Raw genomic sequence first — 24655 nt, forward strand, 5'->3', positions numbered from 1 at the left:
AGGCCCCGCGGCTGTCAGACTCCCGAGGGTGCCCGACTTCGACATGCTTGTCATCGGATCCGGTCCGGGTGGCCAGAAGGCCGCCATCGCCGCGGCCAAGCTGGGCCGCCGGGTCGCCGTCGTCGACCGCCCCGACATGGTCGGCGGGGTCTCCATCCACACCGGCACCATCCCGTCCAAAACCTTGCGCGAGGCGGTGCTGTACCTGACCGGCCTCACCCAACGCGACCTCTACGGCCAGAGCTACCGGCTCAAGGAGGACATCACCGTCTCCGACCTGACCGCGCGCACCCAGCATGTGGTGGGCCGCGAGGTCGACGTGATCCGCAGTCAGCTCTCCCGCAACCACATCGCCCTCCACGCCGGCGCCGGCCGTTTCGTGGACCCGCACACCATCGCCCTGCGCGAGGTCACCGGTCACGAACGGCTGCTCAGCGCGGAGCACATCGTCATCGCCACCGGCACCCGCCCGGCGCGGCCGGACAGTGTCGAGTTCGACGGCCGCACGATCATGGACTCCGACAACGTCCTCGCCCTCGAACGCGTCCCGCGCTCCATGGTCATCGTCGGCGCCGGGGTCATCGGCATGGAGTACGCCTCCATGTTCGCCGCGCTCGGCAGCAAGGTGACGGTCGTCGAGAAGCGGCCCGGGATGCTCGACATCTGCGACGTCGAGGTCATCGAGGCGCTGAAGTACCACCTGCGCGACCTCGCCGTGACGTTCCGGTTCGGGGAGACCGTCGCCGCGGTCGAACGCCACCCGCGCGGCACGCTGACCATCTTGGAGAGCGGTAAAAAGATCCCGGCCGACGCCGTGATGTACTCGGCCGGCCGACAGGGCCTGACCGATGAACTCGACCTGGACAAGGCCGGGTTGAGTGCCGACCGGCGCGGCCGGATCACGGTCGACGAGCACTACCGCACCGAGGTGGCGCACATCTACGCCGTCGGAGACGTGATCGGCTTCCCGGCGCTGGCGGCGACCGCCATGGAACAGGGCAGGGCGGCCGCCTACCACGCCTTCGGCGAGCCGGTCGGGCAGATGCACCGTCTCCAGCCCATCGGCATCTACACCATCCCGGAGATCAGCTTCGTCGGGCGTACCGAGGACCAACTCACCGAGGACAGCGTGCCCTTCGAGGTCGGCATCTCCCGTTACCGCGAGCTCGCCCGCGGCCAGATCATCGGGGACTCCCACGGCATGCTGAAGTTGCTGGTGTCCCCGGAGGACCGCACCCTGCTGGGCGTGCACTGCTTCGGCACCGGGGCCACCGAACTGATCCACATCGGGCAGACCGTGATGGGCTGCGGCGGCACGGTCGACTACCTGGTCGACGCGGTGTTCAACTACCCGACCCTCGCCGAGTCCTACAAGGTCGCGGCCCTGGACGCCACGAACAAGCTCCGTCAGATCGACCGGATCGGGGACTGACCCGCCTCAGAGTCGGTCGGGGTCCTCGACCACGTGCACCGCGGCCTCCTCCGCGCCGGCCGCGCCCGCGTCGATGCCCACGTCGGTGGCGACCTCGTCCTTCGTGGTGGTGGGGTGGGCGCCCTCGTCGGGGGCGACGAGGCGTCCGGCGCGGTCGGTGCCGGCCTGCGGGTCGACCGGTTCGCCCTCGCCGCCGGGCAGGTCGCCGATCTCGTCACCGAGGGGCTCGGTACCCTCGGGAACCTCCTGGGCGAGGCGATCGTCGAGGGTCTCGCCCTCGTGCTGTTCGGCCGCGGTGGTGCCGTAGCGGGTGACGCCGAGGGGCTTCTCCGGCGGTGAGTAACCCTCGTCGAGGACGTCGTCGTAGGTCCGTTCGTCGACGGCGTCCTGGAGGTCGAGCGGGGACGCGTCCTCCTGCTCCTCGTTGGTTCCGGTGGGCTGGTAGGCGTCGTCGGCCATCGACTCGGCAGGTGTCGGTTCGGTGCCCATGGGCTGCCTCCCTCGCGCGTCGCGTGCGGTTCCGTGTGTGTCCTGATCCGCGTTTCCCCGTATGCGCTCCCCAACCTCAAAAGACTGCCGGAGTAAGGCGTTCCACAGCCGGAAGGTTACCCCCCAGTTAATCTTGAAGGGTCAAGGAATAGGGCTATCATCACTCGCACACACGGAGTGACCGGTCGTCCACGCAGCGACCGTACGGTCCCCCACGCACCCCCTTGGTACCTCTCTTCACCGACCCCTGCCCGAGGCCATCCCTCTCGCGGTCCGGGGCGGAGCCACCCCCCACCCCCTTCTGCGCCGTGCGGTCCCCTCCCCCGTGCGTCGTGCCCTACGGAAAGCAGCGCAACCATGAGCATCAGCAGGGGCAGAGGGCTGCAGGCCAATGCCCTCGGTACCTTCGACACCGTGGTGATGGCCGTCGCGGGCAGCGCGCCGGCGTACTCGATCGCCGCGACCACCGCGGTACTGGTCGGCTCGGTGGGCCTGGCCAGTCCGGCGGCGCTGCTGTACTGCGCGATACCGATGCTGGGCATCGCGCTCGCGTTCAGCTATCTCAGCCGGATCGACGTGAACGCGGGGGCCAGTTACTCCTGGGTGGGCCGTACGCTCCATCCCTTTCTGGGGTTCGTCTCCGGCTGGGCGCTGGTGATCTCGGCGACCATCTTCATGGTGGCCGGCTCGCTGCCCGCCGGTTCCATGACGCTGGCCCTGTTCGACCAGGACCTCGCCGACAACACCGCGCTGTCGACGATCGTGGGAGCGGCCTGGTTCGTGCTGATGCTGCTCGTGGTGCTCGGCGGTGCCCGGCTCACCGTGCGCGCCCAGCTCGTGATGTCCGGTGTGGAACTCGCGATACTGGCCCTGTTCGCGGTGCTCGCCCTCTTCCACACGGGCAACGCGCGCACCTTCGAGTGGTCCTGGTTGGGCTTCGGCCACTTCGACGGCATGTCCGGCTTCGCGTCGGGCGCACTGATCGCCGCGTTCTACTACTGGGGCTGGGACGTCACCAGCAACCTGAGCGAGGAGACCCGCAACAGCCGCCGTACGACGGGACTCGCGGGCCTCATCGGCGTCGGCATCGTCTTCCTCCTCTTCGAGGTGTTCACCATCGCGGTGAACGTCATCCTCACCTCGCAGCAGATCGAGGACAACAACGCCAACGTCCTTGCGGTGCTGGGCGAGGAGATCTGGCCGGGCTGGGGCGGCAAGCTGCTGATCGTCGCGGTGATGCTGTCGACCATCGCCACCCTGGAGACCACGCTGATCCAGGTCACGCGCTCGTTGTTCGCGATGGGCCGGGACCGTACGATGCCGTCCGCGCTGGGCCGGGTGCACCGCCGCTGGAACACCCCGTGGGTGGCGATCGTGGTGGTCGGCGGCGTGGCGCTGCTGATGTTCATCGCCTCCAACGCGCTGGGCTCGGTGGGCGACATCCTCCTGGACGCGATCTCGGCGATCGGTCTGCAGATCGCCGTCTACTACGGCCTCAGCGGCCTCGCGGTCGTCGTCGCGTACCGCAAGATGCTGCTGAAGTCCCCGACCGACTTCCTGCTCGGCGGGCTGTGGCCGCTGCTGGGCGCCCTGTTCATGTTCTGGATCTTCGTCGAGTCGCTGAGCGAGCTGAACACCGCCGCGATCACGATCGGCGTCGGCGGGCTGGCCGTGGGGCTGGTCCCGATGCTCTGGTACTGGCGACGGGGCAGCGACTACTACCGGCCCGCGCGGCTTGACGCGAGCCGTACTGTCGAGGCGGACTACGTGCCCGACGGCGGAGAGTCCGGGCCCTCACTCGTCCACGAGGGTCTCCCCACCGACTTCTGAGGGGTTGTGCGATGGCGAGAGACCGTTTCGCCCCCGAGTTCGATCCCGACTGCGGTGACCTCCCGCTCACCAGCGCCCGTCAGGACATCGTCATCGGCCGCTGGCAGGGCCTTCGTGAACTGCTCGGTGCCACCGGGCCGGACTGGCTCTCGCGGGGCCACCGGGTGCGGATGCTCGCCCAGGCCTGCGCGGGCAGTTCGACGGTGGAGTCGTGGCTCGCGGCGGAGCCGTACAGCGGGGACGCGCTGGTGCTGCGGGCGGCCACCGAGACGGCCAGGGCGTTCAACCTGGCCATCGCCGCGGGCCGGGGCGTGCCGATCGACCAGCGACGCGTGGACGCCACGGTGATGGCCTGTCTCCAGGCGGCGGAGGCGTTCGTGGACGACCCGACGCCGTGGATCTCCCTGATCTCGGTGGCCAGGCTGTACCCGGCCGGGGTGCGGCGCCAGGAACTGGGGCGCTGGTGGGACGAGTTGCACGGGCGCGACCCGTACAGCGTCGAGGGCCACCTCCAGGTGCTGCACTACTACTCGGCCCGCTGGCACGGGTCGAACGGCCTGATGTACGACTTCGCCCGCGACGCGGCCGGCGTGGCGCCGCCGGGTTCCGCGCTGCCGGTGCTGGTGCAGTACGCGCGGGTCGAGGAGTACCGGACCGCGACGGACGCCGCCGAGGACAGGCGCACGTCCGTCGGCCTGGGGCAGCACTGGAAGAACGACGGGGCCATCAGTGACGTACGGCGCACCTTCCAGCGCTGGATCGTGGGCCGCGCCGACAGCACGGTGGCGCCCGGCGAGCTGCGCGACCTCAACTACCTGGCCCACGCGGCCTGCCACGCGGGCCTCCCGGAGGTCGCCGTCCCGCTCCTGCGCATGCTGGACCGCCGGGGCACCCGCGCTCCGTGGTCGTACACCGGCGATCCGGAACAGCAGTTCACCAAGTGGCGCAAGGAGTTCAAGGTGCGGGCCTGAGCATGGCCGGCAGGGTCAGCGGCCGGCCCGCTCCCCCGCCGGTCCCGCCGTCCACTTCTCCTCTGTCCGGCCGACCTTCCAGGGGCCGTGCAGGTCGAGTCCGTCGGCCGGCAGGCCCAGCAGTGAAGGAGCCGTCGATCGTGTCCAGGAGGGACATGCCCGTGTCGAAGCCGAGGCCGAAGAGCAGGCCGAGGGGGTACATCTGCCGCGGCCCGAGCGCATCCGCCGGAACACCTTCCAGATGCCCGCCAGGACGACCAGGTTGACCGCGGCGATGAGATAGAGGAACGCGCCCGAGACGGTCGGAGCGAGAGCAGCAGCGCCAGGACGAAGACGACGCTGGTGGCCGAGCGAGAACCAGAAGCCCACCGACAGGGGCCGCTGCCCCTGACCCATCAGCTTGCGGGTGGTGTTGTCGATCGCCTTCTCGCCGATGACGTGCAGCGCCACCACCACCGCGGCCATGCCGCCCGCCCTGACCCACTCCTGGGGAGGAGGGGCGGAGCGGAGTCAGGGGCGGCCGTCATCGGGCGGAGGATCCTCTTCGGTGGGCACGGTCGCGCTCAGCAGCCTTGTGCCATCCTCCGATACCTGCAAGTCGTGTGCAGTAAAGCCCGTGGCAGGTCTTTTCCACGACTGGGGAAAGTCCCCTGTCAGGGCGTCGCGCCCGGCCCGTGCGCACTCACGCTCGGCGCCACGTGGATGTCCATCCCGGCGGCGGGCAGGGTGCGCCAGTCGCGGGCGAAGGCGGGCGGCGCGCCACCGTGCCGGGTGAGGACGGCGACGGGCATACGGCGGGACGCCCCGACGATCCGGGCCTCGGTGCTGTTGGTGTTGGGGCCGAGCGCCGCCGCCGAGGTGCACCCGGCGTAGAACGCGACGGGGACCGACAGGTGCCCGGTGAGCAGACAGGGCGGGCGCACCCCGAGGCGGTTCAGCTCTGCCGCGGTGTCGGCCCAGTCGCGGTGGTGGCCCGTGGTGCGGTCCACCGTGCGCTCCAACACGACGTACTGCACCGCCAGGTGGCCCGCGAGACCGATCGCGAGGAGGACCGCCGCCACCGGACGCCACCGGCCGGCCGGAGTGGTCGCGAGGTGGAACAGCGCGTCGGCGACCGGGATCGCCACCAGGGCGTAGGCGGGCAGCAGGAAGCGCGGGGCCGCGTACCCGATCAGGAAGAGGTAGGGCACGGCGGCCGTCGTGGCGCAGGCCAGCGTGACGAGGGTGACGCGCGTGCGCCGGGCCCGGACCGCGACCACCAGTCCGAGGACGGCCAGCAGCGGCAGGACGGCCCACCAGGCCATGACGGCGGGGTCGGGCAGCGGCCCGGTGCAGGGGCGGCACAGCGCCCGGCCGCCCAGGCTGCGCAGTTGGTCGTCGACGGCGAACTGCGGGCCGAGCCCGCCCTGGATACGGGAGCCCTCGTGCAGGCGCTCGGCCAGACCGCCGTAGCTGACGTACGCCTCGATCACCCACTGCGCACCGCCCGCCACAAGTCCGGCCACGAGGGCGAGGGCGGCCCGCGGGCGGCGGCCGACGGCGGCGGTGACGAGCAGCGGGAGGGTGACCCACACCGCGTCGGTGGGCCGCATCCACGCCATGAGACAGGCACCCGCCGCGACTCCCCACAGGGCCCTCGGGTGCTCGCGGGCCCGCAGGAAGCAGCCGACCGCGCCCAGTCCGCCGACGGCGACCCAGTAGTTGGGCATGGCCTGGGGGCCGTAGAACAGGGTGATCCACAGGGAGGCGAACAGGGCGCCGCCGACCGCGAGGACGCGGGCCGGGAAGAGGCCGCGCCAGGCGCGCAGGGCCAGGTAGAGACCGAGGCCGGACAGGACGGCGAGATAGACGCGCAGGAGTTCCGTCGAGGTCGACCAGCTCGCGATCGGCGCCACCAGGAGGGAGACGCCGCGGGCGCGCGGGGCGCTGAAGAAGGCGGCCGGGGCCTGTGCGCCGACCTGGCTGACGTACACGGTCTCGTCCCAGCCGAGGCCCATCCCGGGCCGCACCAGGGCGAGTTGGGCCAGGGTGAAGGCGGCGGCCACCGCCGCGATCAGCCGGTTGCCGCGCGCCCGCAGGGACACCTCGGAGGCGACCGGCGGTGTGCGCCGGTCGCCTCCGACGAGCAGGGCGCTTTCACCGTGGGCCATCGTCCTCGTCCACCCCTCACCCCGTATGCCGCGGGGACTTGGTCCAATCCACAAAGGCAGGGACAACCTAACCCGGGGCACAGGGGGGTGCAGGACGGGGTTCGGCCAAGCGGTGCCCGCCCGGTCCGTCCGGGTCAGCGGGCGTGCGGGGCGCGGTGCGGGGGCTGGTTCGGGGCCGGTCGGTCCTGCGGTTCCGGGATGGGACGGACGACCGGACCGTCGCCGTTCAGGGTGAGCGGGGTGCCGTGGTGACGGATCGTCAGGGGAGCTCCCGACAGCAGGGTGTACGTCGCCTTGTCCGGGCCGATCTCCACCCGCAGGCAGCGGCCGAGGAGCTGGAGGTTGAAGGCGAGGCGGCTGAGCCGCTCCGGCAGCCGGGGTGCGAAGCGGAGGGAAGAGCCGTCGCGGCGCAGACCGCCGAACCCTGCGACCAGAGCCGTCCAGGTGCCGGCGAGGGAGGCGATGTGGAGTCCGTCGCGGGTGTTGTTCTCCAGGTCGGCGAGGTCCATCAGCGCCGCCTCGCCCGTGTAGGCGTAGGCGAGCGACAGGTGTCCGGCGCGGGCGGCGACGACCGCCTGGACGCAGGCCGACAGGGAGGAGTCCCGTACGGTCAGGGGTTCGTAGTAGGCGAAGTTGCGGGCGATCTGCTCCTCGTCGTGGAACTCCTCGAACCAGCCGCTGCACAGGTACATCGCCAGCACCAGGTCGGCCTGTTTGACGACTTGTTTGCGGTAGATGTCGAAGTAGGGGAAGTGCAGCATCAGCGGGTACTGGTCGGCGCGGGTGCTGCCGAAGTCCCAGCGCTGGTGGCGGGTGAAGCCCGCGTCCTGTTCGTGCACGCCGAGTTCGTGGTTGTAGGGGATGTGCACGGCCTCGGCGGCGTCCCGCCAGGCGGCGCTCTCCTCCTCGTCGACGCCGAGCGCGGCGGCCTGCTGCGGGTGCCGGCCGCAGGCTTCGGCGGCCGCGAGGAGGTTCGTGCGGGCCATGAGGTTGGTGTACGTGTTGTCGTCGACGACCGCGCTGTACTCGTCGGGCCCGGTGACACCGTCGATGTGGAAGACGCCGTGGTGGTCGTGGTGGCCCAGCGAGCGCCACAACCGGGCCGTCTCCACGAGGAGTTCGAGGCCGGTATCGCGTTCGAACTCGCTGTCCCCGGTGGCCTCGGTGTAGCGCACGACGGCGTCCGCGACGGCGGCGTTGACATGGAAGGCGGCGGTGCCCGCGGGCCAGTACGCCGACCCTTCCGAGCCGTCGATGGTCCGCCACGGGAAGGCGGCGCCCTTCAGGCCGAGTTGCACGGCGCGCTCGCGGGCGGCGGGCAGCGTCTTCTGCCGCCAGCGCAGCGCCTCGGACACGGCACGCGGCTCGGTGTAAGTCAGCAGGGGCAGGACGAAGGTCTCGGTGTCCCAGAAGGCGTGTCCGTCGTAGCCGGAACCGGTCAGTCCCTTGGCGGGAATGGCCCGTTCCTCCGAGCGGGCGCCTGCCTGGAGCACATGGAAGAGGGCGAAGCGGACCGCCTGCTGGATCTCCTCGTCGCCGCCGACCTCGACATCGGCACGGGCCCAGAAGTCGTCGAGATAGGACCGCTGTTCGTCCAGGAGTCCGTCCCAGCCGCTGTGGGCCGCGGCCGCCAGTGCCGCGTCGACCTGGTCGCTCATCGCGGGCCGGGAGCGGGCCCCGGACCAGCCGTGGGCGACCATCTTCCGCACCCGCAGCCGCTGTCCGGGCTCCAGGACGGAGGTGACGGTCAGCCGCGCCAGGTCGATCGTCTCCTCGCTGCTCGTGGTGGTGCGCTCGGGTCCTTCGATCACGTGGTCGGCGGCCACCGCGACCCTCAGTTTGCTCTGCCGGGTGCGGTGCACGAGCCGCAACCGGGTGCCCTCGGCGTAGCCCTCCTCGTGCTCCAGCGGCGACTTCAGGGCCTTGGAGGCGCGCGGGTCGCCGTTGGGTCCGGGCAGGCTCTCGTTGGTGACCAGCTCGGACTGGATCACCACCCGGGTGCGGCTGTCGACGGGCTCCACCTCGTAGGACACGGCGGCGACCGCCCGCTGGGTGAGCGAGACGAGCCGGGTCGAGCGCACCCGGATCCGCGATCCCGCCGGCGAGATCCACTCGCAGGACCGCTCGAGGACGCCCCGGCGCAGGTCGAGGGTGCGTTCGTGGGCCACCAGACGGCCGTAGCGCAGGTCGAAGGGCTCGTCGTCGACGAGGAGCCGCACGATCTTGCCGTTGGTGACGTCGATGACGCTCTGGCCGGACTCCGGATAGCCGTAGCCGGCCTCGGCGTACGGCAGCGGGTGCAGTTCGTGGACGCCGTTGAGGTAGGAGCCGGGCAGGCCGTGCGGTTCGCCCTCGTCGAGGTTGCCGCGCCAGCCGACATGGCCGTTGGACAGGGCGAACACGGACTCGCTCTGCGCCAGGACGTCGAGGTTCAGGTCGGTCTCGCGGACGGCCCAGGGCTCGACGGTGTAGGAACGCTGGGTGATCACGCGTGTCCTCCCAGCTCGGCGAGGCCCTTCACGACGATGTCCGCGCCGTGCTCGTACAGGGCGTCGGCCTGTCCGACGCGGTCGAGGCCGACGACGTATCCGAAGCCTCCGGCGCGGCCCGCGTCCATGCCGGCGAGGGCGTCCTCGAAGACGGCGGAGCGGGGTGCGTCCAGGCCCAGGTCGCGGGCGGCGGCGAGGAAGGTGTCGGGGCGCGGCTTGCCGGGCAGGCTCCGCTCGGCCGCGACCACGCCGTCGATGCGTACGTCGAAGAGGTCCTCGGCGTCGATGGCGCGCAGCACGTCACGGCAGTTCGCGCTGGAGGAGACGATCGCGGTGCGCAGACCCTGGGCACGGGCCGCCCGGATGTAGGTCAGGGTGTCGTCGTAGGCCTCGACGCCGTCCGTGCGGATCTTCTCCAGGACGAGGGCGTTCTTGCGGTTGCCGAGGCCGTCGACGGTCTCCGCGCCCGGTGGATCGTCCGGATCGCCGTCCGGCAGTTCGATGTCGCGGGAGGCGAGGAAGGTGCGAACACCGTCGGCCCGCGGCAGACCGTCGACGTACTTGTCGTAGTCGTGGTCGTCGAAGGGCCGGAAGTGTTCGCCCTCCCGTTCACGCAGGAACGCGTCGAACATCTCCTTCCACGCGGCCGCGTGCACGACGGCTGTCCTGGTGACGACCCCGTCGAGGTCGAACAGGCAGGCCTTGATCTCTTCTGGCAGACCGAGCTCCTTCATACAGAACCCGGTTCCCTGCCAGACGCCCGGTCAACAGGTGGATTCACTCGTGCGGGAAGGAATGGTGCTCGTGGGCCACCAGCCAGCGGCCGCGCTCCTTGCGCAGACCGAAGGTGAGCCTGAGCCGGAAGCCGGGGTGGGCGGCGAGTTCCTCCGGGGTGGCGCAGCGCACCAGGGCGTGGGCATAGGCGATGTCCGTGCCCGCGGTGATGTGCAGGGACTCGATGTCGAAGCAGGCGCCCTGGGCCTGCCACGCGAAGACGGGCGGCCAGGCCGCCCGGTAGGCGGCGAGGCCCCGGATGCCGTGGTGGAGCGGCGCCACGTCGAACATCACGATGTCCTGGGCATGGCCGGCGATCACCCCCGCGAGGTCGCCGCGGTGGACGGCCGCGGCCCACCCGGTGATGAGGGCGCGGATCTGCGCCTCGTCGTCGAAGTCATGGGGCACTGGCTGTCCTCCTCTCTCCCTCTTCCGCATCCAGGGTGCCTGGCCGGTCCGGCTTCGCCGAATGACAGACTCGGGGTGTGCCGCTGACCTTCGACGACCTTGTGACCCGCGCCCGCTCCCTCACCGAGCACGGAGGACGGGCCGTCCTCGGCATCTCCGGCTCCCCCGGTGCGGGCAAGACGACCCTCGCCGAGCACCTGGTGCGGGCGCTCAACGGCTCCGGAGAGCCCTGGGTGGCGCACGTGCCCATGGACGGCTTCCACCTCGCCGACGTGGAGCTGGACCGGCTCGGCCTGCGCGACCGCAAGGGTGCGCCCGAGACCTTCGACGCCGCCGGGTACGCGGCGCTGCTGCGGCGGCTGCGCGAGGAGAGCGACGGGGACATCGTGTACGCGCCGGGCTTCGAGCGGAGGCTGGAGCAGCCGATCGCCGGGGCGATCCCGGTGCCGCCGACGGCCCGTCTGGTGGTGACCGAGGGCAACTACCTGCTGCTGGACACCGGCGCCTGGACGCGGGTCGGGCCCGCCCTGGACGAGGTGTGGTTCTGCGAACTGGACGAGGACGAGCGGGTGCGCCGGCTGGTCGCCCGGCACGAGGAGTTCGGCAAGAGCCACGAGGAGGCGGTGGCCTGGGTGGAGCGCTCGGACCAGCGCAACGCGCAGCTGGTGGCGGGCACCCGAGAGCGGGCCGACCTGGTGGTGCCGTGCCTGGATGTGGGCGTGTGAGGGAAGAAGGGCTCCGGCCCCTCTCCCCTCCCCTCACCCTCAGCAGGCCGACAGTGTCAGTTCCGGCTCTCCGTGGGCGTCGCCCGCCGGGTCGCCGATCCTTGCCGTGAAGGCCTCGGTGCGTACCGTCAGTCCGGCGCCGTCCCGGGCGAAGGCCGCCGTGAGAGGGGCGGTCCGGGGGCCGTAGCGCACGGCGAAGGCGTGCAGGTCCTCCGGCGCGTCCGGGGCGGGGTCCGCCTCCAGGGCCGTGGAGCTGACCAGGTGGCTCCAGCCCTCGTCGGGGTTGCCGTAGCCACGGGGGTCGGCTGCCAGGGCGAAGGCCGCCTGCTCCTGGGTGATCTGCGAGCGGGCGTCGAAGTGGTCGATGCCCTCCGTCCCGGGGTGCGTCAGCCGCAGGGCGCCCACGGCGGTCACCCGGCCCTCGGACGTCCGGCGCACCTGGTCGCCGTCGTCCTCGGCGTACGGCAGCCCGGCCAGGAGGTAGGGCGTGCCGGGGAGGCGTTCGACGGTGACCGTGGTCCACAGGCTGGTGCCGTCGGTGACGTACAGGGACTGGAGGTGGCGCAGGACGTGGTCGCGGCCGACGACCGGCTTGGTGACCAGCTTGGCCGCGAGGCCGTCGGTGCGCACGTCGCGCACCCGGACCTCGCCCATGGGACGGCAGAACAGGAAGCCGTCGACGACCGGGCCGAAGCCGTGGTGGCGGTTGACGGCCGCGGGCAGGTAATAGGTGCCCGCCGCCTCCACGACCGCCGGTGTCATCCGGGAGTCGAAGGCCACCGAGACGCCGCCGGCCCGCAGTTGGTGTCGGGCGGTCGCCGTGGACGGCTTCCGGTGCCAGCGGGTGGTGTCCTGGATCTGCCAGACCAGCATCCAGGCGAAGTGACCGTCCACACCCCCGTCCGCCTTGACCGCGTGCCGGGACCAACGGCTGTCGCCCCGGTAGCGGCCGAGGTCGGCGCCGATGCGGGCACCGAAGTAGCGCAGGCCGAGGACCGACTCGAACGCGGAGTGCTGCTCGCTGTAGCGCGGGCCGCCGTTGTCGTAGCCGCCGCCCGTCAGGCGGGCGTCGATGTAGCGGGCCAGGGTGTCGCCGTCCTCGGCGAAGATGTCCTCGCCGCTGATCCGGTGGGCCTGGGCGAGGAAGGACAGGGAGATCGGGCCGTAGTTGTTGTCGTAGGCGCCGCCGTGCTCGGGGGGCAGGGCCGCGCCGCGGTCCTCGACCCGGTGCGCGCGGATCTCGTCCCGGTACAGCCGAAGGGCGCGCGCACGGACCGACTCGGCCTCCGGGCCCGGCAGATGGGCCGCCAGCATCAGGCCGCCGACCACACAGCCGATCGCCTGGTTGCCGGCTTCCTGCGGGTTGAAGAAGGTCGCCTCGGTCAGCCAGCGCCAGTATCCGCGGGCCACGTCGAGGAGTTCGGCGCGCTGTTCGTCGTCGACGAGTCCCTCGGCCGCGTCCAGGACGTTGACCGCCTGGAGCAGCGCCCACACCGTGCTCGGCCAGTCACCGATGGGGTGGGCGCCCGCCGCCAGGGTGTAACGGGCGTACGGCAGACGGGAGTTGCGCCGCTTCAGGTTCGGGTAGCCCGGGTTGTCGTCGGTGTACACCCGCTCGCGCAGATGGAAGGCGAGGCTGCGGCCGACCGCCTCCGGCAGCCTCGGGTCCTTGCTGCGCTGCCAGGCGAACGCCAGCAGGGAGGTGATGCCGAGCGAGGTGTCGCCGATGTCGTCCACGCACTCGGGGTGTTCGAGGTTGCCCTCGGGCGTCAGCCGGGCGAGGGCCTGCTCGACGACGTCGGCGAGGACGGTGTCGTACGCCTCCGGGGTGTCCGGGAGGTCGTGCAGGGGGCCGCGCTGGTGCGTGAGGTGCACGGGATCAGTCCTTCATGCCTGAGAGGTGGCGCGCAGTGCGAGGGTCAGTGTCTGCGGTCCGTGCCCGCCGAGGTAGACCCGGTTTCCGGTCGTCGCGTCGGTGCCGCCGACCACGGTGTAGTCCTGCCCGGGGTCGTAGCGCAGGACGTCGCTCCGGTCCGGTCCGGCGAGCGGTTCGCCCGACTCGACGGCGGCCTCGACGCGGATCTCGTCGTCTCCGACGCGGTAGGTCAACGGCTCGGTCGTCAAGCACCAGCTTCCGTCGCCGAGCGGTACGGCACCCTGTGGCTCGCCGCCCGGCCTGAAGGTCAGTTCGAGGGCCCAGGGCACCGATGGGCCGCTGATGTCGATCCGCAGGTCGGCCCCGTCCTCCCGTAGGTCGACCTCGACCCGGGTCGTGTGGGAGACCTCGTCCTGAGGGCGGTCGGGGAAGGCCATCGCCGCGGAGAAGCGGCCCTCGTCCACCAGGCGGTAGGCGCCGTCGTCGCGCCTCAGGTCCTTCGGGAGCGGCTGGTAGTAGGCGGTTGTGAGGGTTTGGGTGAGCCGGTACCGGTTGTCGGCGAGCTGTTCCACGTCGTCGGCGCGGAACGGGCCCAGGTCGAAGAACGCCCGCGAGAGGCGGACCGCGTCGAGGACGGCGGCACCGGCGAACATGCGCAGGAAGGTGGGGTTGCAGGCGAGGCCCGAGCGGATGCGCCGGTGCTCGGGCACGTCGGAGCCGCCGTACACCACGGTGTGCGCGGTGGCCGAGGCGTGTGCGGCGAGGCGGGCGGTGGTGAGGTACCTGGCGCGGGGCAGCGTCTCCGGGGCCGGTGCGGGCAGCGGGCGGCACAGGTCCGGGGTGAGGAGGGTCTCGGCGAGCAGGTCGGGGTCGTCGATGCCACCGGCGGCCGCCAGATGCGCGGCCCGGCTGAAGTCGCCCCGGCCGGTGCGGATCGCGAGCAGCCGGTAGTGCGGCAGGTAGGGCCACAGCGCGAACGACAGCTTCTGGTCCTGGCGGCGCGAGTGGACGGTCTCCACTGTGCCGTCCGGCCTGATCAGGTCCAGGGTCGCGGCGAGGTTGCGTTCGACGGCGTCCAGCAGGTCGGTACGCCCGAGCACCTCGGCCAGCAACAGCAGCGCCGGGTTGGTCACGATGGACGCGTAGACGGCGCTGCGTTCCGAGTACAGGCCCTCCGCGTCGATGTCGACGCCCTCTGAGAGCCACTCCTCGACGCGGTCGAGGAGCCGGTCGTCCGGGAAGGACCGGTGCAGCCGGGCCAGCGCCGCGCTCAGCTCCCAGCGGTGGTTCGGGGTGTGCACGCCACCGGTCAGGAGACTGCCGGAGGCGGCGCCGGCGATCTCGGCGAGACCGGCCGCGACCTCGCTCAGTTCCGGCCCCGCGCCGGCGGCGAGGACGTGCGCGTCGCACACATCGTTGACGGTGAAGGCGGAGTCCGGCGGCGACTGCACGTTGTCGCCGCCGGCGAAGAGACCGGTGGGGGTCTGGGCGGCCCGCAGGGCGCGCAGGTGGGTCGTCGCGGCGGCGACGGCCTGGCCACTGCCGTGCAGGGCCGAGTCCGGGGAACGGTATGCCGCGACCAGGGTCTTCACCCGGCGCGCCAGACCACGGTGCGGCACACCGGCGGGTTCCTCGTCGGGGCGGGCCGCCAGCGGGGCGGCCGACCGGTCGGCGGCGCGGGCCACCGCCCGGACGAACTCGTGGTCGAGCGGGCTGGGCACGGTCAGTCCTTCAGGCCGGCGTTGATGTCGGCGCTCATGACGTAGCGCTGGAAGACCAGGAAGATGGCGATCAACGGGATCATGGAGATGACCGAGGCGCCGAGCAGTACCGACCAGTTGATGTTCTGGGCGCCGACGATGCTCTGGATGCCGATCTGCACGGTGAACTTGTTGGGGTCGTTGAGCATCAGGAGCGGCCAGATGTAGTCGTTCCAGCGCCACTGGAAGGACAGGATGGCGAGGGTCAGCATGATGGGCCGGGCGAGCGGCACCATGATCCGCAGGAAGATCGACAGTTCGCGGGCGCCGTCGATGCGTGCGGCTTCGACCAGCTCGTCGGGAACCGTCAGGAAGAACTGGCGGAACATGAAGCATCCGGTCGCCGTGAGCACGGCCGGGAGGATGATGCCGGCGAACGAGTTGTAGAGGCCGAGGTTGCGGACCACCAGGAACTCCGGGGCGAGCATGACCTCGCCCGGCAGCATAGTGGTGGCCAGGATGCACAGGAAGAACGCCTTGAGCCATCTGTTGTCGTACTTGGCCAGCGCATACCCCGTGCAGCAGCTGACACCCACCGTGAGGATCGTCGTGATCACGCACACGATGGCCGTGTTGATGAAGTACTGGGAGAAGTTGGCGCTGTCCCACGCCGCTCGGAATCCCGACAGGGTGGGGTTGTGCGGGACCAGCGTCAGGGGATAGGAGAACAGGTCGCTGGCCGGCTTGAGGGAGCTGAGGACGAACCACAGCACCGGAAACCCGTACAGGCACGCCATGATCCACAGCAGTGTCGTCGCGGACACCGCCTGCCGGAGCCCACCGGTGGCCGTCTTGCGGGACCGCTTCTTGGAGACTCGCCGCCTGGAGTCGACGTCGGCCGAGCGCGGGATGTCTGTGGTTGTCATCGGTTCTCCACCCGCCGGTTGACGATCAGCTGGATGATCGCGACGGCCATCAGGATGAGCATGAGCACGAATGACGCGGCGCTCGCGTAGCCGATCTGGCCCCGTTTGAAGCCGGTCTCGTAGATGTACTGGACGAGCAGGTTGTTCGACGAGCCGGGTCCGCCGTTGTTGAGGGCGACGAACACCGGGTACTCCTTCATCGCGTTGATCGTGTTGAGCAGGATGACGATGAACGAGGTGGGCGCGATGCTCGGCAGGGTGATGCTGATGAACTGGCGCCAGGGGCCCGCGCCGTCGAGCGAGGCAGCCTCGTAGTACGAGGTGGGTACGTTCTTGATCGCCGCGATGAACAGCAGCATCGTGAAACCCGTCCAGGCCCAGGCCGCCGCCATCACCACCACGAGCAACGAGAGGTCCGCGTTCGACTGCCACGGAACGGCGTCTCCGCCGAACTTCTCGATGATGTAGTTGACCAGTCCGAAGTTCTCGCCGAACATCCACCGCCACAGGACACCCACGACGATGGGCGACAGCAGCCACGGGATGAAGAAGAGGACGCGGGCGACCGACCCGCCCTTGGCGTGCTTGCTCACCACCAGGTTGGCGGCGAGCAGCGAGACCACGAAGTTCAGCGGGACGAAGAGGACGGTGTACAGCAGCGTCCGGGACAGCGCGTCGTAGAACGTGGAGTCCCCGAACAGGTTGTGGTAGTTGTCCAGCCCGACCCACTGGAACACCCCCACGCCCGTGTAGTTCGTGAACGAGTAGACGAGCCCGATCACCGCCGGCCAGACGAAGAACAGCGAGAAGAGCACGACATTGGCCGCGATGAGCACGAGCGGCGCAAGGGTGTACTTGCTGCGTCTCCTGGGCGGGCTCGCGGACACGGCGGACACGTCCGAGGCGCGTTTTGTCATCTTCCTGACTCCGTGCTGGTGGAATGGATTGCGAGGGGCTCAGGCAAGAAGAGGCCCTGAGCCCGGCACCACTGGGCGCCCGGGGCCGGGCGGCGGGGTCGAGACGCCACCGCCCGGGCCTGCCGGCCTACGCTCAGCCGCCGACCTGCTGGTTGTAGCCGTCCACGATGTTCTGCAGGGCCTTGTCGGCCGACTGCTGGCCGTTGATCGCCTTGCCGAGCTCCGTCTTGGTCGGGTCCTCGGTGAGGGTCTTGCCCTTCAGCACCCAGTTCGTCTGCGCGCCGTTGAAGTAGCCCGAGATCGGGGCGTAGAGCGGGATCTCCTCGTTGTAGAGCTTGAACGCCGCCTGCGCCGCCTCGGACTTGAAGGGGTACTTCGGGGTCAGGCCGCTCTCGACCGGCAGGAACCCGGACGCCTCGCACAGCGCCTGGTAGTGGGCCGGCTCGTACAGCCAGGACAGGAACTTCGTCGCGGCCTTGGAAGCGTCGCCGTTGTTGTTGAAGCCCACCGTCATGCCGCCGCTGTTGACGTCACTGGCCTGCACCGGCTCGGCGGGGGTCGGGACGCTCGCCCACTCGAACTTCTTGATGCTGTCCGCGAAGGCGGGCACCTGCCACACGCCGGACCAGTAGGCGACCACGTCACCGCTCTGGAACATGGCCGACGGGTCGGCACCGCTGGTCCACACCGACTTGGGCATGACCTTGTCGTCGTTCCATCCGACGAAGGTGTTCACGGCCTTCTTGGTCGCCGCGTCCACCGAGAACTTGCCGGAGGAGTCCGCGTGGACGTACTTGCCGCCCAACTCGTACACCATGGCGCGCAGCCGGGACGGCGACTGGTCGAAGGTCAGGGAGTACTTGGCGCCGGTCTTCTCGCGGACCTTGTTCGCCGCCGCGATGAAGTCGGTCCAGGTCCAGGTCTTCGACGGCGAGGCCGGGAAGGAGACGCCCGCCTTCTCGAACAGCGACTTGTTGATGAACAGACCGGAGGCGGTCACGTCCGAGGGAATGGACAGCACCTTCCCGGACGAGTCCTTCGCCAGGAAGTTGGCGTTGATGTTGTTGCTCTTCTTGTTGGCGATGGAGCTGAGGTCGATCAGCTTGCTCGACCAGATCGGGTCCAGCGCCGGCACGGCCGCCACGTCGGGCAGGGAGTTCGCCTGCGCGGCGTTGTGCAGCTTCGTCGTGTAGCCGTCGTAGGGAATGTTGACGAGCTTGACGGCGACGCCGGTTTCCTTCTTGTACTGCGCCACCATCTTCTTCCAGCCCGCGTCCTGCCCCGGAACCGTGGAGATCCAGAACGTCAGGGACTTGGAGGTTCCGCCCGAGTCGCCCCCCGACCCGCAGGCGGTGAGGAGCAGGGCACCCGCCGAGGCGGCCGCAGCGAGGGAAACCAGGCGGCGCGTGCCGCCGCGGCCGAAACGGCTGGAGCGCCGCACACCCACAGTGGTCATCTTCGATCCCTTTTTTTCGTCGTAGGGGACGGAGCACGGCGCCGACGGAAGCGGCACGGGTGCATTTTGCAGGAAACGTCTGCTTTCCGAGGGCGCGGCCTCGCCCGGCCGCGTCATCCTGACGGGCGAGGGTCCCCGGCCGCTGGGGCCGTCACCGCACGGGCACGCCCTCGTGCGGTTGCCGTACGTCGAGTACGGGCGGGACGCTCGCCCAAGCCGGCGTCCCGGCCGACTTAGAAAGCGCTTGTCCGGACATTGGCAGACCGAGTCCGAAACCGTCAATCCTTCGTCCGCGCGGCCTGGGTCACGGTTTGGACTCCTCGGGCGACCGCGAGCCGAGCGGCGCCCACGACGGTGCCGAGATCACCGACCTGGCTGCTGACCACCTCGGTAGGCCAGCTCAGGCGCTCCAGCTCGGCCCGCACACCGGGCAGGAGCTGCGGATACGCGCCGGTGCTGCCGCCGAGCACGAGCAGTCCGGGGTCGAGCACGGCGGTCACGGCGGCCGCCAGCCGGCCCACGTCCACGGCATGTCGGGCGACGACCGCGCGGGCCGTGGCGCTGCCCTGTCCGGCCAGGGCGAAGAGCCGCTCGGCCGTGCGGGGGCACGCGCCGTCGGATGCGGGCCAGGCCTCGGCGGCCCGGCGCAGCAGGGAGCGGGACCCGATGTACTCCTCCAGGGCCTCGTGGCGGGGCTCCAGGTCGTCGTCCCAGGGGTAGGGCAGCCGGGCGAGCTCTCCGGCGGCGCCGTTGGCCCCGGCCAGCACGTGTCCCCCTACGACGATGCCGAGACCGATACCGACGCCGATCCGCAGATAGCCGAAGGTGTGCCGGCCCCGGGCCGCGCCCTCGTGGAGTTCGGCGAGGGCGGCGCAGTTGACGTTGTTCTCCAGGTGGACGGGGACTCCGGGCGGCAGTGCGACGGTCACGGCGTCGAAGAGGGGCCCGGCCTTGGCCGTGGCGGGGCGCATCTTCTGCGGCGCGGTGACGTCACCGACGGCCACGACGATGGTGCGCAGCGGGGCGTCGGGGGGCAGCGCGGACAGGGCGTCGCGGACCACGTCGGCGGCCTCCTCGCGGGGTCCGGTGGCCTCGGCGAGCAGGGTGCCGTCCAGGGCGCAGCCGCGGACCCGGGTGAGGGCGGGCCCGAGGTCGACGGCGAGCACGGCGCCCGCGGCCGGGCCGAGCCGGTAGACGGCGGCGCTGCGGCCCGTGCCGCCGGAGGAGGTGCCGGAGTGGGCGGCGAGATGGACGCCCTCCAGCTCGGCCACGGCGGAGGAGACCGTCGGCTTGGACAGCCGCGCGAGACTCGCCAACTGCGGTCGCGTCGCCGTACCCGCTTGCGCGAGCACGGCGAATACCGCGCCGGCGCTTTCGGTCAGACGGGGGGCTCCAGCCACGTCGTGTTCCACACTTCCCCCAGGTCACAGGCCGCTCTCCCGGGCCGAGCGGCTCGGCGGGAGGCGGCGATGGGTTGCTCCGGCGTCTTGCGCCCCGCCCGGGTCGGGGGGCCCGGGAAGTCGAGTGCGCGACGCCTATTGACACGCACTGTACTTCGTTAGTTAACTTCCTAACGAACGTCACGGTACTCGCCTGCCGTGGTCCGTCAGAGGCCCGTCCCGGGGCTTCCCTAGTTCTTCAACTGCCTTGCCCCACGACACGGTTCGCCCACCGTCGCAGCACACAGCGCAACGACGAAAGAGGTTCCGTGCAGGACACCGCACCCCTGGTTGTCGGCATCGACGTGGGCGGCACCAAGACACACTTCCGCGCCTTCGCGGGCGATGCTCCTGTCGCCGATCACGTCCGGTCCAGCATCGGCTGGCGGCCCCACGACCCGGTGGCCGCCGCCGGATGGCTGGCCGCACTGGCCGCCGACGCGCTTCCCGCGGGCGCCCGCCCGTCCGCCCTCGCCGTCGGCGGGCACGCCTGCGAGACCCCGCGCCAGTGCGCGCAGATCCGCACCGCTCTCCAACTCCACTTCGACGCGCCCGCGCTGGTCGTGGGCGATGCCGAACTGCTCGTTCCCGCGGCGGGACTGGACAAGGGGGTCGGCCTGGTCGCCGGCACCGGCTCGGTCGCCGTGGGCCGGTTCGCCGACGGCACACCGGTCCAGGTCGGCGGCTGGGGCGCGCTCCTCGGCGACGAGGGCGGCGCCGCCGGTCTGGTCCGCGAGGCCGTACGTGCCGTATGGGCGGCGCACGACCGCGGCGAGGAGCCCGACGCCCTGGCGCTCGGCCTGCTGGCCGGCTTCGACGTTCCCGAGGTGCCCGCGCTCGGCGCCGCGCTGGAGCACGCCACGGCGGCCTCCGCCGACTGGGGCCGGCAGGCCCCGGCCGTCTTCGCCGCCGCCGAGGCCGGGTCCGCGCTCGCCCGCACCGTCATCGCCGAGGCGGGCCGCGCCCTGGCCGCACTCGTGGAGGGGCTCGCCGCCCGCGGGCTGGTGGTCGACGACGTCGTGGTCGCGGGCACTACCGTCCTCGCCCAGCCGTCGCTGTATGACGCGTTCGCGTCGGCGCTGGCCGACACGGTGCCGACGGCTCGGCCGCGTCCCCTGCGGGCGCCCCCTGTGGACGGCGCGGTGGCGTTGGCCCGTTCACTTCTGTGACATCCGCCGGACGCCGCGTCTCCGCCGGTCCGACATGACTCGCCCGTAGATCTTCGCTCGTACGCAGCTCGTAGGACTTCAGAAAGCGCATTCGACGCACCCGTCGACTGCCGCATCATGAGTCGCATCCGCACCACCTCCCCGGCCGCACGGCCGCAGAACTTCAAAGAGAGGCAGACCCATGCCGTCATCCGCCGGGCAGCACTCCCCCGCGCCGCTCACCGCACGCGCCATGAAGCGAAGGGGATTCCTCAAGTCCTCCCTGGGGGTCTCGGCCGGTGTCCTGGCCGCGCCCACCTTCGCCTCCTGGCTGGGCGCCGCGGACGCCAAGGCCGCCACCGCCGCGCTCGCCTTCGTGGACGACTACAAGTCCAACGTCATGGCGAACCTGACGCCCGAGACCAACGCGGTGGTGCGGATCCTCGGCGGCTTCGCCCAGGTCTGGAAGACCGGCGGCACCTGGAACACCGGCACCCCGCTCAGGCCCGAGATACTGCGCGCCAACATGCGCTACTGCGCCCGCCTCACCAAGGCGCGCACCGAGGTCCAGGCCAAGGATGCCTTCCTCTACGACCGCCAGCACCAGAGCTACGCCATGATCGGCGGCCTCGGCCCGCTCGCCGGCCTCTACCGCTCCGGCGCCAAGGCGGTCACCTCGATCACCAGCGCGCCCGACACCACCCCGCCGACCACGATCAGCGACGCCGTCCCGGCCGACGCCCCCGCGGGCTCGGCGCTCGGCGCGGGCTCCTACGACTCCTCGCTCGGCCAGGTGGCCAAGCTGGTGGACACCGTGCGCGGCCCGTACGCCTCCGGAAACCCCGGCAAGTACGCCTTCCAGTACCCCCGCCCGTGGCGCATGAACGAGGACAGCGAGGTCGTCGACACCGGTGCGAAGGACGCGCTCGGCTACCCGGTCTACGACTCCGAGGTGGTCGTCGCCCCCCAGCTGCTGCGCCAGCGCAGCACCTCCCCGGTGGACGACGGCGGCTTCCCCAGCGGTCACACCAACGCCTTCCACCTGGCGGGTCTGGCGTTCGCGTACGCCGTCCCCGAGCGCTTCCAGGAGCTGGTCACCCGCGCCTTCGAGCTGAGCCACACCCGGATCATGTCCGGCATGCACTCGACGGTCGACGTCATGGGCGGCCGCATCATGGCCACCGCGCTGGCCGCCGCCACGCTGGCCGACTCCGCGAACGCCGACCTCAAGGCCGCGGCCCGGGCGCAGGCGCTGAAGTACTTCACCGAGCAGACCGGCACCACGGCCGACACCCTGTTCTCCTACGCCCACTCGGACGCCGCCGACGCGTACGCGGACCGGGACGCCAACGCCCGGTCGGTCAAGCCCCGGCTGACCTATGTGCTGCACCGGGACGGCGGCAACCAGCCGTTCACCGTGCCCAAGGGCGCGGAGGTGCTGCTGGAGACGCGGCTGCCGTATCTGGACGCGGCCCAGCGCCGTGAGGTGCTGCGGACCACCGGGCTGCCCTCGGGCTATGTCCTGCTGGACGGCTTCGAGCAGTGGGGCCGGCTCAACCTGTTCGCCGCGGCGGACGGTTACGGCTCCTTCGACTCCGACGTCACCGTCACGCTCGACGCGGCCTCGGGCGGTTTCCACGCGGCCGACGCCTGGCGCAACGACATCGACGGCTGTGGCTCTCTGACCAAGCGGGGCAGCGGCACGCTCACCCTGACGGGGCACAACCGGTACACCGGCGGGACCGTCCTGAAGGAGGGCGCGCTGGTCGCCGGTTCGGCCCACGCGCTCGGCCACGGCGACGTACGGGTGCAGGGCGGAAAGCTGACGCTGGCCGGCACGTCGCTCCAGGTCCACGGCACGTACAGCCAGGAGGGCGGCGCACTGGAGCTGACCCTGCGCTCGGGCCAGGAGCCGGTCCTTGAGGTGACGCGGCGCGCGGTGCTCGGCGCGGGCAGTGTGCTCTCGCTGGAGCTGGACGCGAAGAACCCTCCGAAGGCGGGGCGCACGGTCCGGGTCCTCGGCAGCCACAGCCTGCGCGGCCAGTTCGACCGCGTCGAACTGAACTCCGACACCCTGCGGGCCGTACCCGTCTACACGACGGAAGGTCTGTCGGTACGACTCCTGAAGCGGTGAGGCCCGCGGGGCGGGAGCTGATGCGAGAGTGGCCCTCATGAGGTGCCCGCGGATCGCTCCCGCCACCGCCCGGCCGGTCCCACCGCGGGGCGGATGATGGCGAGCGAGCAGCAGACGGTCCTGGACCCGGTTTCCGGCTCCGGGTCCCGCGACGACGAGGTACGGCAGCCGCGACCGGCCCGGCGGTGGCTGGTGCCGCTCCTGGTCGTCGTGCTGCTCGCGCAGATGGCGGCCGTCATGGTGACGACCGCCGTGCAGCAGACCCCCACGATCGACGAACCGGTCTACGTGGCCACGGCCGCCGAGTACCTGCACGGTCTGGGCATCCGCCACAACCCCGAGCACCCGCCGCTCGGCAAGCTGGTCATCGCCGCCGGGGTGGCGATCGCCGACCCGCACGTGGACACGGCGTTCCACGGGCCCCAGATCGACCTGGGCCCCCATCTGCTGTACGAGTCGGGCAACGACCCCTGGCAGCTGATGTTCTGGGCCCGGCTCCCGGTGATCGTGCTGACGCTGCTGTTCGGGCTGGTCGTGTTCGCCTTCGCCCGGGAACTCGCCGGAACGGCGGCGGGCCTCGCGGCACTCGCCCTGTACGCCTTCTCCCCCGACGTCGTCGCCCACGGTTCGCTGGCCACGCTCGACGTGCCGATGGCCGGGTTCCTGCTCACCTCGGTGTGGCTGCTGTGGCGGGCCCGCGCACGGCCACGGCGGTACGTGCCGCTCGCAGGTCTGGCGCTCGGGGCGGCCCTGGCGACGAAGATGAGCGCGCTGCCGGCCGTGCCGGTCCTGCTGGGGCTGGCCGCCCTCTCGGTGTGGACCGCGTGTCGCGGTGACGAGAGGCGCCGGCGGCTGCTCCATGTGCTCGCCGCGGCCGCGGTCCTGACCCTGGCCGCCGTCGCCGTCGTATGGGCGTCGTACCTCGTCGTCGATCCGCGGCTGCGGTGGACGTCCCAGGACCAGGTGCCGGTGGTGCGCGGACTGCGGGGGACCCTCGTCGATCTGCTGCCGTTCCCGCAGGCGTACGCGGACGGGATGCGGATCCAGTTCCACTTCGAGAACTATCCGTGGGAGGGCTTCCTGTTCGGGCGGCTCTACACCGGACACCTCTGGTACTACCTGCCCGCGGCGCTCCTGGTGAAGACCCCGCTGGCCCTGCTCGGCCTGTGGGCCGCAGGGGCCGTCGTGCTCCTGGCGATACGGCGGCTGCGGCCCGCCGCGCCGTATCTGCTCGTGCCCGCCGGGGTGCTGCTGGCCTCCGCCATGACGGGGTCACGCGACTTCGGCACCCGGTACGCGCTCTTCCTGCCCATGTTCCTGACCGTGGCCGCCGGATGCGTCCTGGCGGTCCGCCGACGCTGGGCGACGATCGCGACGGGGGCGCTCGTGCTGTTCGTCGCGGTCAGCTCGTTGCGGACGTTTCCCTACTATCTGCCGTACTCCAACGAGGCGTTCGGCGGACCGGCCCGGACCCATCTGCGGCTGCACGACTCCAACGTCGACTGGGGCCAGGACCTGGGCCGGCTCGCCGACCGGCTGCGCGAGCGCTACCCGGACGAGCGGGTCTGGCTCGTCTACAAGGGCAGCGGGCTGCCGTCCGCCTACGGCATCGAGGCATCCGATCCGCGCGAGGTGCCGGCGGACGACGTGCGCGGGCTGCTGGTCGTGTCGGACTCCTCGGTCGCCAAGGCGAAGGGTCGGCTGGCCGAGTTGATCGACAGCAGCCGTCCGGTCGACGAGGTCGGTCACTCGATCACGATCTATCGCCGATGACCACCGCGGCGAGCGTGC

The 24655-nt window shown here is 71.2% G+C and carries 19 protein-coding genes; 7 read left to right on the forward strand and 12 right to left on the reverse strand.

Annotated features, from left to right (window positions below):
• Nucleotides 1-28: 28 nt before the first annotated feature.
• Nucleotides 29-1432 carry a Si-specific NAD(P)(+) transhydrogenase gene (sthA, locus tag ACZ39I_RS06820; RefSeq protein WP_467243396.1) on the forward strand — a complete coding sequence of 468 codons (1404 nt, stop codon included), beginning with the start codon at nt 29-31 and terminating at the stop codon, nt 1430-1432.
• 6 nt (nt 1433-1438) lie between these two features.
• Here sthA and ACZ39I_RS06825 read toward each other — a convergent pair whose 3' ends face one another.
• Complete coding sequence (locus ACZ39I_RS06825; RefSeq protein WP_467243397.1) at nt 1439-1921, reverse strand: DUF5709 domain-containing protein; 483 nt, start codon at nt 1919-1921, stop codon at nt 1439-1441.
• A gap of 357 nt (nt 1922-2278) precedes the next feature.
• On the opposite strand from ACZ39I_RS06825, the gene ACZ39I_RS06830 reads away from it, so the two are divergent.
• On the forward strand, nt 2279-3751 hold the full coding sequence (locus tag ACZ39I_RS06830; protein WP_467243398.1) for an APC family permease: 1473 nt from the start codon (nt 2279-2281) through the stop codon (nt 3749-3751).
• An 11-nt stretch (nt 3752-3762) separates the two neighbouring features.
• On the forward strand, nt 3763-4722 hold the full coding sequence (locus ACZ39I_RS06835) for a hypothetical protein (protein WP_467243399.1): 960 nt from the start codon (nt 3763-3765) through the stop codon (nt 4720-4722).
• Nucleotides 4723-4737: 15 nt separating this feature from the next.
• Here ACZ39I_RS06835 and ACZ39I_RS06840 read toward each other — a convergent pair whose 3' ends face one another.
• The 5 genes from ACZ39I_RS06840 to ACZ39I_RS06860 all read right to left on the reverse strand — a co-directional run bounded on the left by ACZ39I_RS06840 (nt 4738) and on the right by ACZ39I_RS06860 (nt 10543).
• Nucleotides 4738-5187 carry a HoxN/HupN/NixA family nickel/cobalt transporter gene (locus tag ACZ39I_RS06840; RefSeq protein WP_467243400.1) on the reverse strand — a complete coding sequence of 150 codons (450 nt, stop codon included), beginning with the start codon at nt 5185-5187 and terminating at the stop codon, nt 4738-4740.
• A gap of 188 nt (nt 5188-5375) precedes the next feature.
• Complete coding sequence (locus ACZ39I_RS06845; protein WP_467243401.1) at nt 5376-6872, reverse strand: hypothetical protein; 1497 nt, start codon at nt 6870-6872, stop codon at nt 5376-5378.
• Nucleotides 6873-7006: 134 nt separating this feature from the next.
• Nucleotides 7007-9361: a glycoside hydrolase family 65 protein gene (locus ACZ39I_RS06850; RefSeq protein WP_467243402.1), complete on the reverse strand. Its 2355-nt coding sequence runs from the start codon at nt 9359-9361 to the stop codon at nt 7007-7009.
• On the reverse strand, nt 9358-10095 hold the full coding sequence (locus tag ACZ39I_RS06855; protein ID WP_467243403.1) for a beta-phosphoglucomutase family hydrolase: 738 nt from the start codon (nt 10093-10095) through the stop codon (nt 9358-9360). Before ACZ39I_RS06855 ends, ACZ39I_RS06850 begins: the two co-directional genes overlap by 4 nt.
• A gap of 43 nt (nt 10096-10138) precedes the next feature.
• Nucleotides 10139-10543 carry a YybH family protein gene (locus ACZ39I_RS06860; RefSeq protein WP_352385009.1) on the reverse strand — a complete coding sequence of 135 codons (405 nt, stop codon included), beginning with the start codon at nt 10541-10543 and terminating at the stop codon, nt 10139-10141.
• A gap of 77 nt (nt 10544-10620) precedes the next feature.
• Here ACZ39I_RS06860 and ACZ39I_RS06865 point away from each other — a divergent pair, with 77 nt between their 5' ends.
• Complete coding sequence (locus ACZ39I_RS06865) at nt 10621-11268, forward strand: nucleoside/nucleotide kinase family protein (RefSeq protein ID WP_467243404.1); 648 nt, start codon at nt 10621-10623, stop codon at nt 11266-11268.
• 39 nt (nt 11269-11307) lie between these two features.
• On the opposite strand, the gene ACZ39I_RS06870 is transcribed toward ACZ39I_RS06865, so the two are convergent.
• The 6 genes from ACZ39I_RS06870 to ACZ39I_RS06895 form a co-directional block, all read right to left on the reverse strand.
• On the reverse strand, nt 11308-13143 hold the full coding sequence (locus ACZ39I_RS06870) for a hypothetical protein (protein ID WP_467243405.1): 1836 nt from the start codon (nt 13141-13143) through the stop codon (nt 11308-11310).
• 12 nt (nt 13144-13155) lie between these two features.
• Nucleotides 13156-14865 (reverse strand): hypothetical protein, encoded by a 1710-nt coding sequence (locus tag ACZ39I_RS06875; RefSeq protein ID WP_467243406.1) that lies wholly within the window; start codon nt 14863-14865, stop codon nt 13156-13158.
• 2 nt (nt 14866-14867) lie between these two features.
• Nucleotides 14868-15770, reverse strand: coding sequence for a carbohydrate ABC transporter permease (locus ACZ39I_RS06880; protein ID WP_467243407.1), 903 nt, complete (start codon nt 15768-15770; stop codon nt 14868-14870).
• On the reverse strand, nt 15767-16687 hold the full coding sequence (locus tag ACZ39I_RS06885) for a carbohydrate ABC transporter permease (RefSeq protein WP_467243408.1): 921 nt from the start codon (nt 16685-16687) through the stop codon (nt 15767-15769). The genes ACZ39I_RS06880 and ACZ39I_RS06885 overlap by 4 nt, the downstream gene beginning before the upstream one ends.
• Nucleotides 16688-16820: 133 nt before the next feature.
• Entirely contained in the window at nt 16821-18143 is a 1323-nt protein-coding gene (locus ACZ39I_RS06890; protein WP_467243409.1) for an extracellular solute-binding protein, read from the reverse strand.
• 278 nt (nt 18144-18421) lie between these two features.
• Nucleotides 18422-19543 (reverse strand): ROK family protein, encoded by a 1122-nt coding sequence (locus ACZ39I_RS06895; RefSeq protein ID WP_467243410.1) that lies wholly within the window; start codon nt 19541-19543, stop codon nt 18422-18424.
• 308 nt (nt 19544-19851) lie between these two features.
• On the opposite strand from ACZ39I_RS06895, the gene ACZ39I_RS06900 reads away from it, so the two are divergent.
• The 3 genes from ACZ39I_RS06900 (at nt 19852) to ACZ39I_RS06910 (ending at nt 24637) form a co-directional block, all read left to right on the forward strand.
• On the forward strand, nt 19852-20751 hold the full coding sequence (locus tag ACZ39I_RS06900; protein ID WP_467243411.1) for an N-acetylglucosamine kinase: 900 nt from the start codon (nt 19852-19854) through the stop codon (nt 20749-20751).
• A 181-nt stretch (nt 20752-20932) separates the two neighbouring features.
• Nucleotides 20933-22864, forward strand: coding sequence for a phosphatase PAP2 family protein (locus ACZ39I_RS06905; protein ID WP_467243412.1), 1932 nt, complete (start codon nt 20933-20935; stop codon nt 22862-22864).
• Between the two features lie 93 nt (nt 22865-22957).
• The gene (locus tag ACZ39I_RS06910; RefSeq protein ID WP_467244350.1) at nt 22958-24637 is read left to right on the forward strand and encodes a phospholipid carrier-dependent glycosyltransferase; all 1680 of its coding nucleotides are present in this window, start codon (nt 22958-22960) and stop codon (nt 24635-24637) included.
• The last annotated feature ends 18 nt before the right edge of the window (nt 24638-24655 follow it).

Source organism: Streptomyces sp. NPDC024687, from assembly GCF_055559055.1.

Bases quoted from the DNA above. Each gene is read 5' to 3' on its own strand.
- ACZ39I_RS06825 (WP_467243397.1), bottom strand. From the start codon at position 1,921: ATGGGCACCGAACCGACACCTGCCGAGTCGATGGCCGACGACGCCTAC.
- ACZ39I_RS06830 (WP_467243398.1), top strand. From the start codon at position 2,279: ATGAGCATCAGCAGGGGCAGAGGGCTGCAGGCCAATGCCCTCGGTACC.
- ACZ39I_RS06835 (WP_467243399.1), top strand. From the start codon at position 3,763: ATGGCGAGAGACCGTTTCGCCCCCGAGTTCGATCCCGACTGCGGTGAC.
- ACZ39I_RS06840 (WP_467243400.1), bottom strand. From the start codon at position 5,187: ATGGCCGCGGTGGTGGTGGCGCTGCACGTCATCGGCGAGAAGGCGATC.
- ACZ39I_RS06845 (WP_467243401.1), bottom strand. From the start codon at position 6,872: ATGGCCCACGGTGAAAGCGCCCTGCTCGTCGGAGGCGACCGGCGCACA.
- ACZ39I_RS06855 (WP_467243403.1), bottom strand. From the start codon at position 10,095: ATGAAGGAGCTCGGTCTGCCAGAAGAGATCAAGGCCTGCCTGTTCGAC.
- ACZ39I_RS06880 (WP_467243407.1), bottom strand. From the start codon at position 15,770: ATGACAACCACAGACATCCCGCGCTCGGCCGACGTCGACTCCAGGCGG.
- ACZ39I_RS06885 (WP_467243408.1), bottom strand. From the start codon at position 16,687: ATGACAAAACGCGCCTCGGACGTGTCCGCCGTGTCCGCGAGCCCGCCC.
- ACZ39I_RS06890 (WP_467243409.1), bottom strand. From the start codon at position 18,143: ATGACCACTGTGGGTGTGCGGCGCTCCAGCCGTTTCGGCCGCGGCGGC.
- ACZ39I_RS06905 (WP_467243412.1), top strand. From the start codon at position 20,933: ATGCCGTCATCCGCCGGGCAGCACTCCCCCGCGCCGCTCACCGCACGC.
- ACZ39I_RS06910 (WP_467244350.1), top strand. From the start codon at position 22,958: ATGATGGCGAGCGAGCAGCAGACGGTCCTGGACCCGGTTTCCGGCTCC.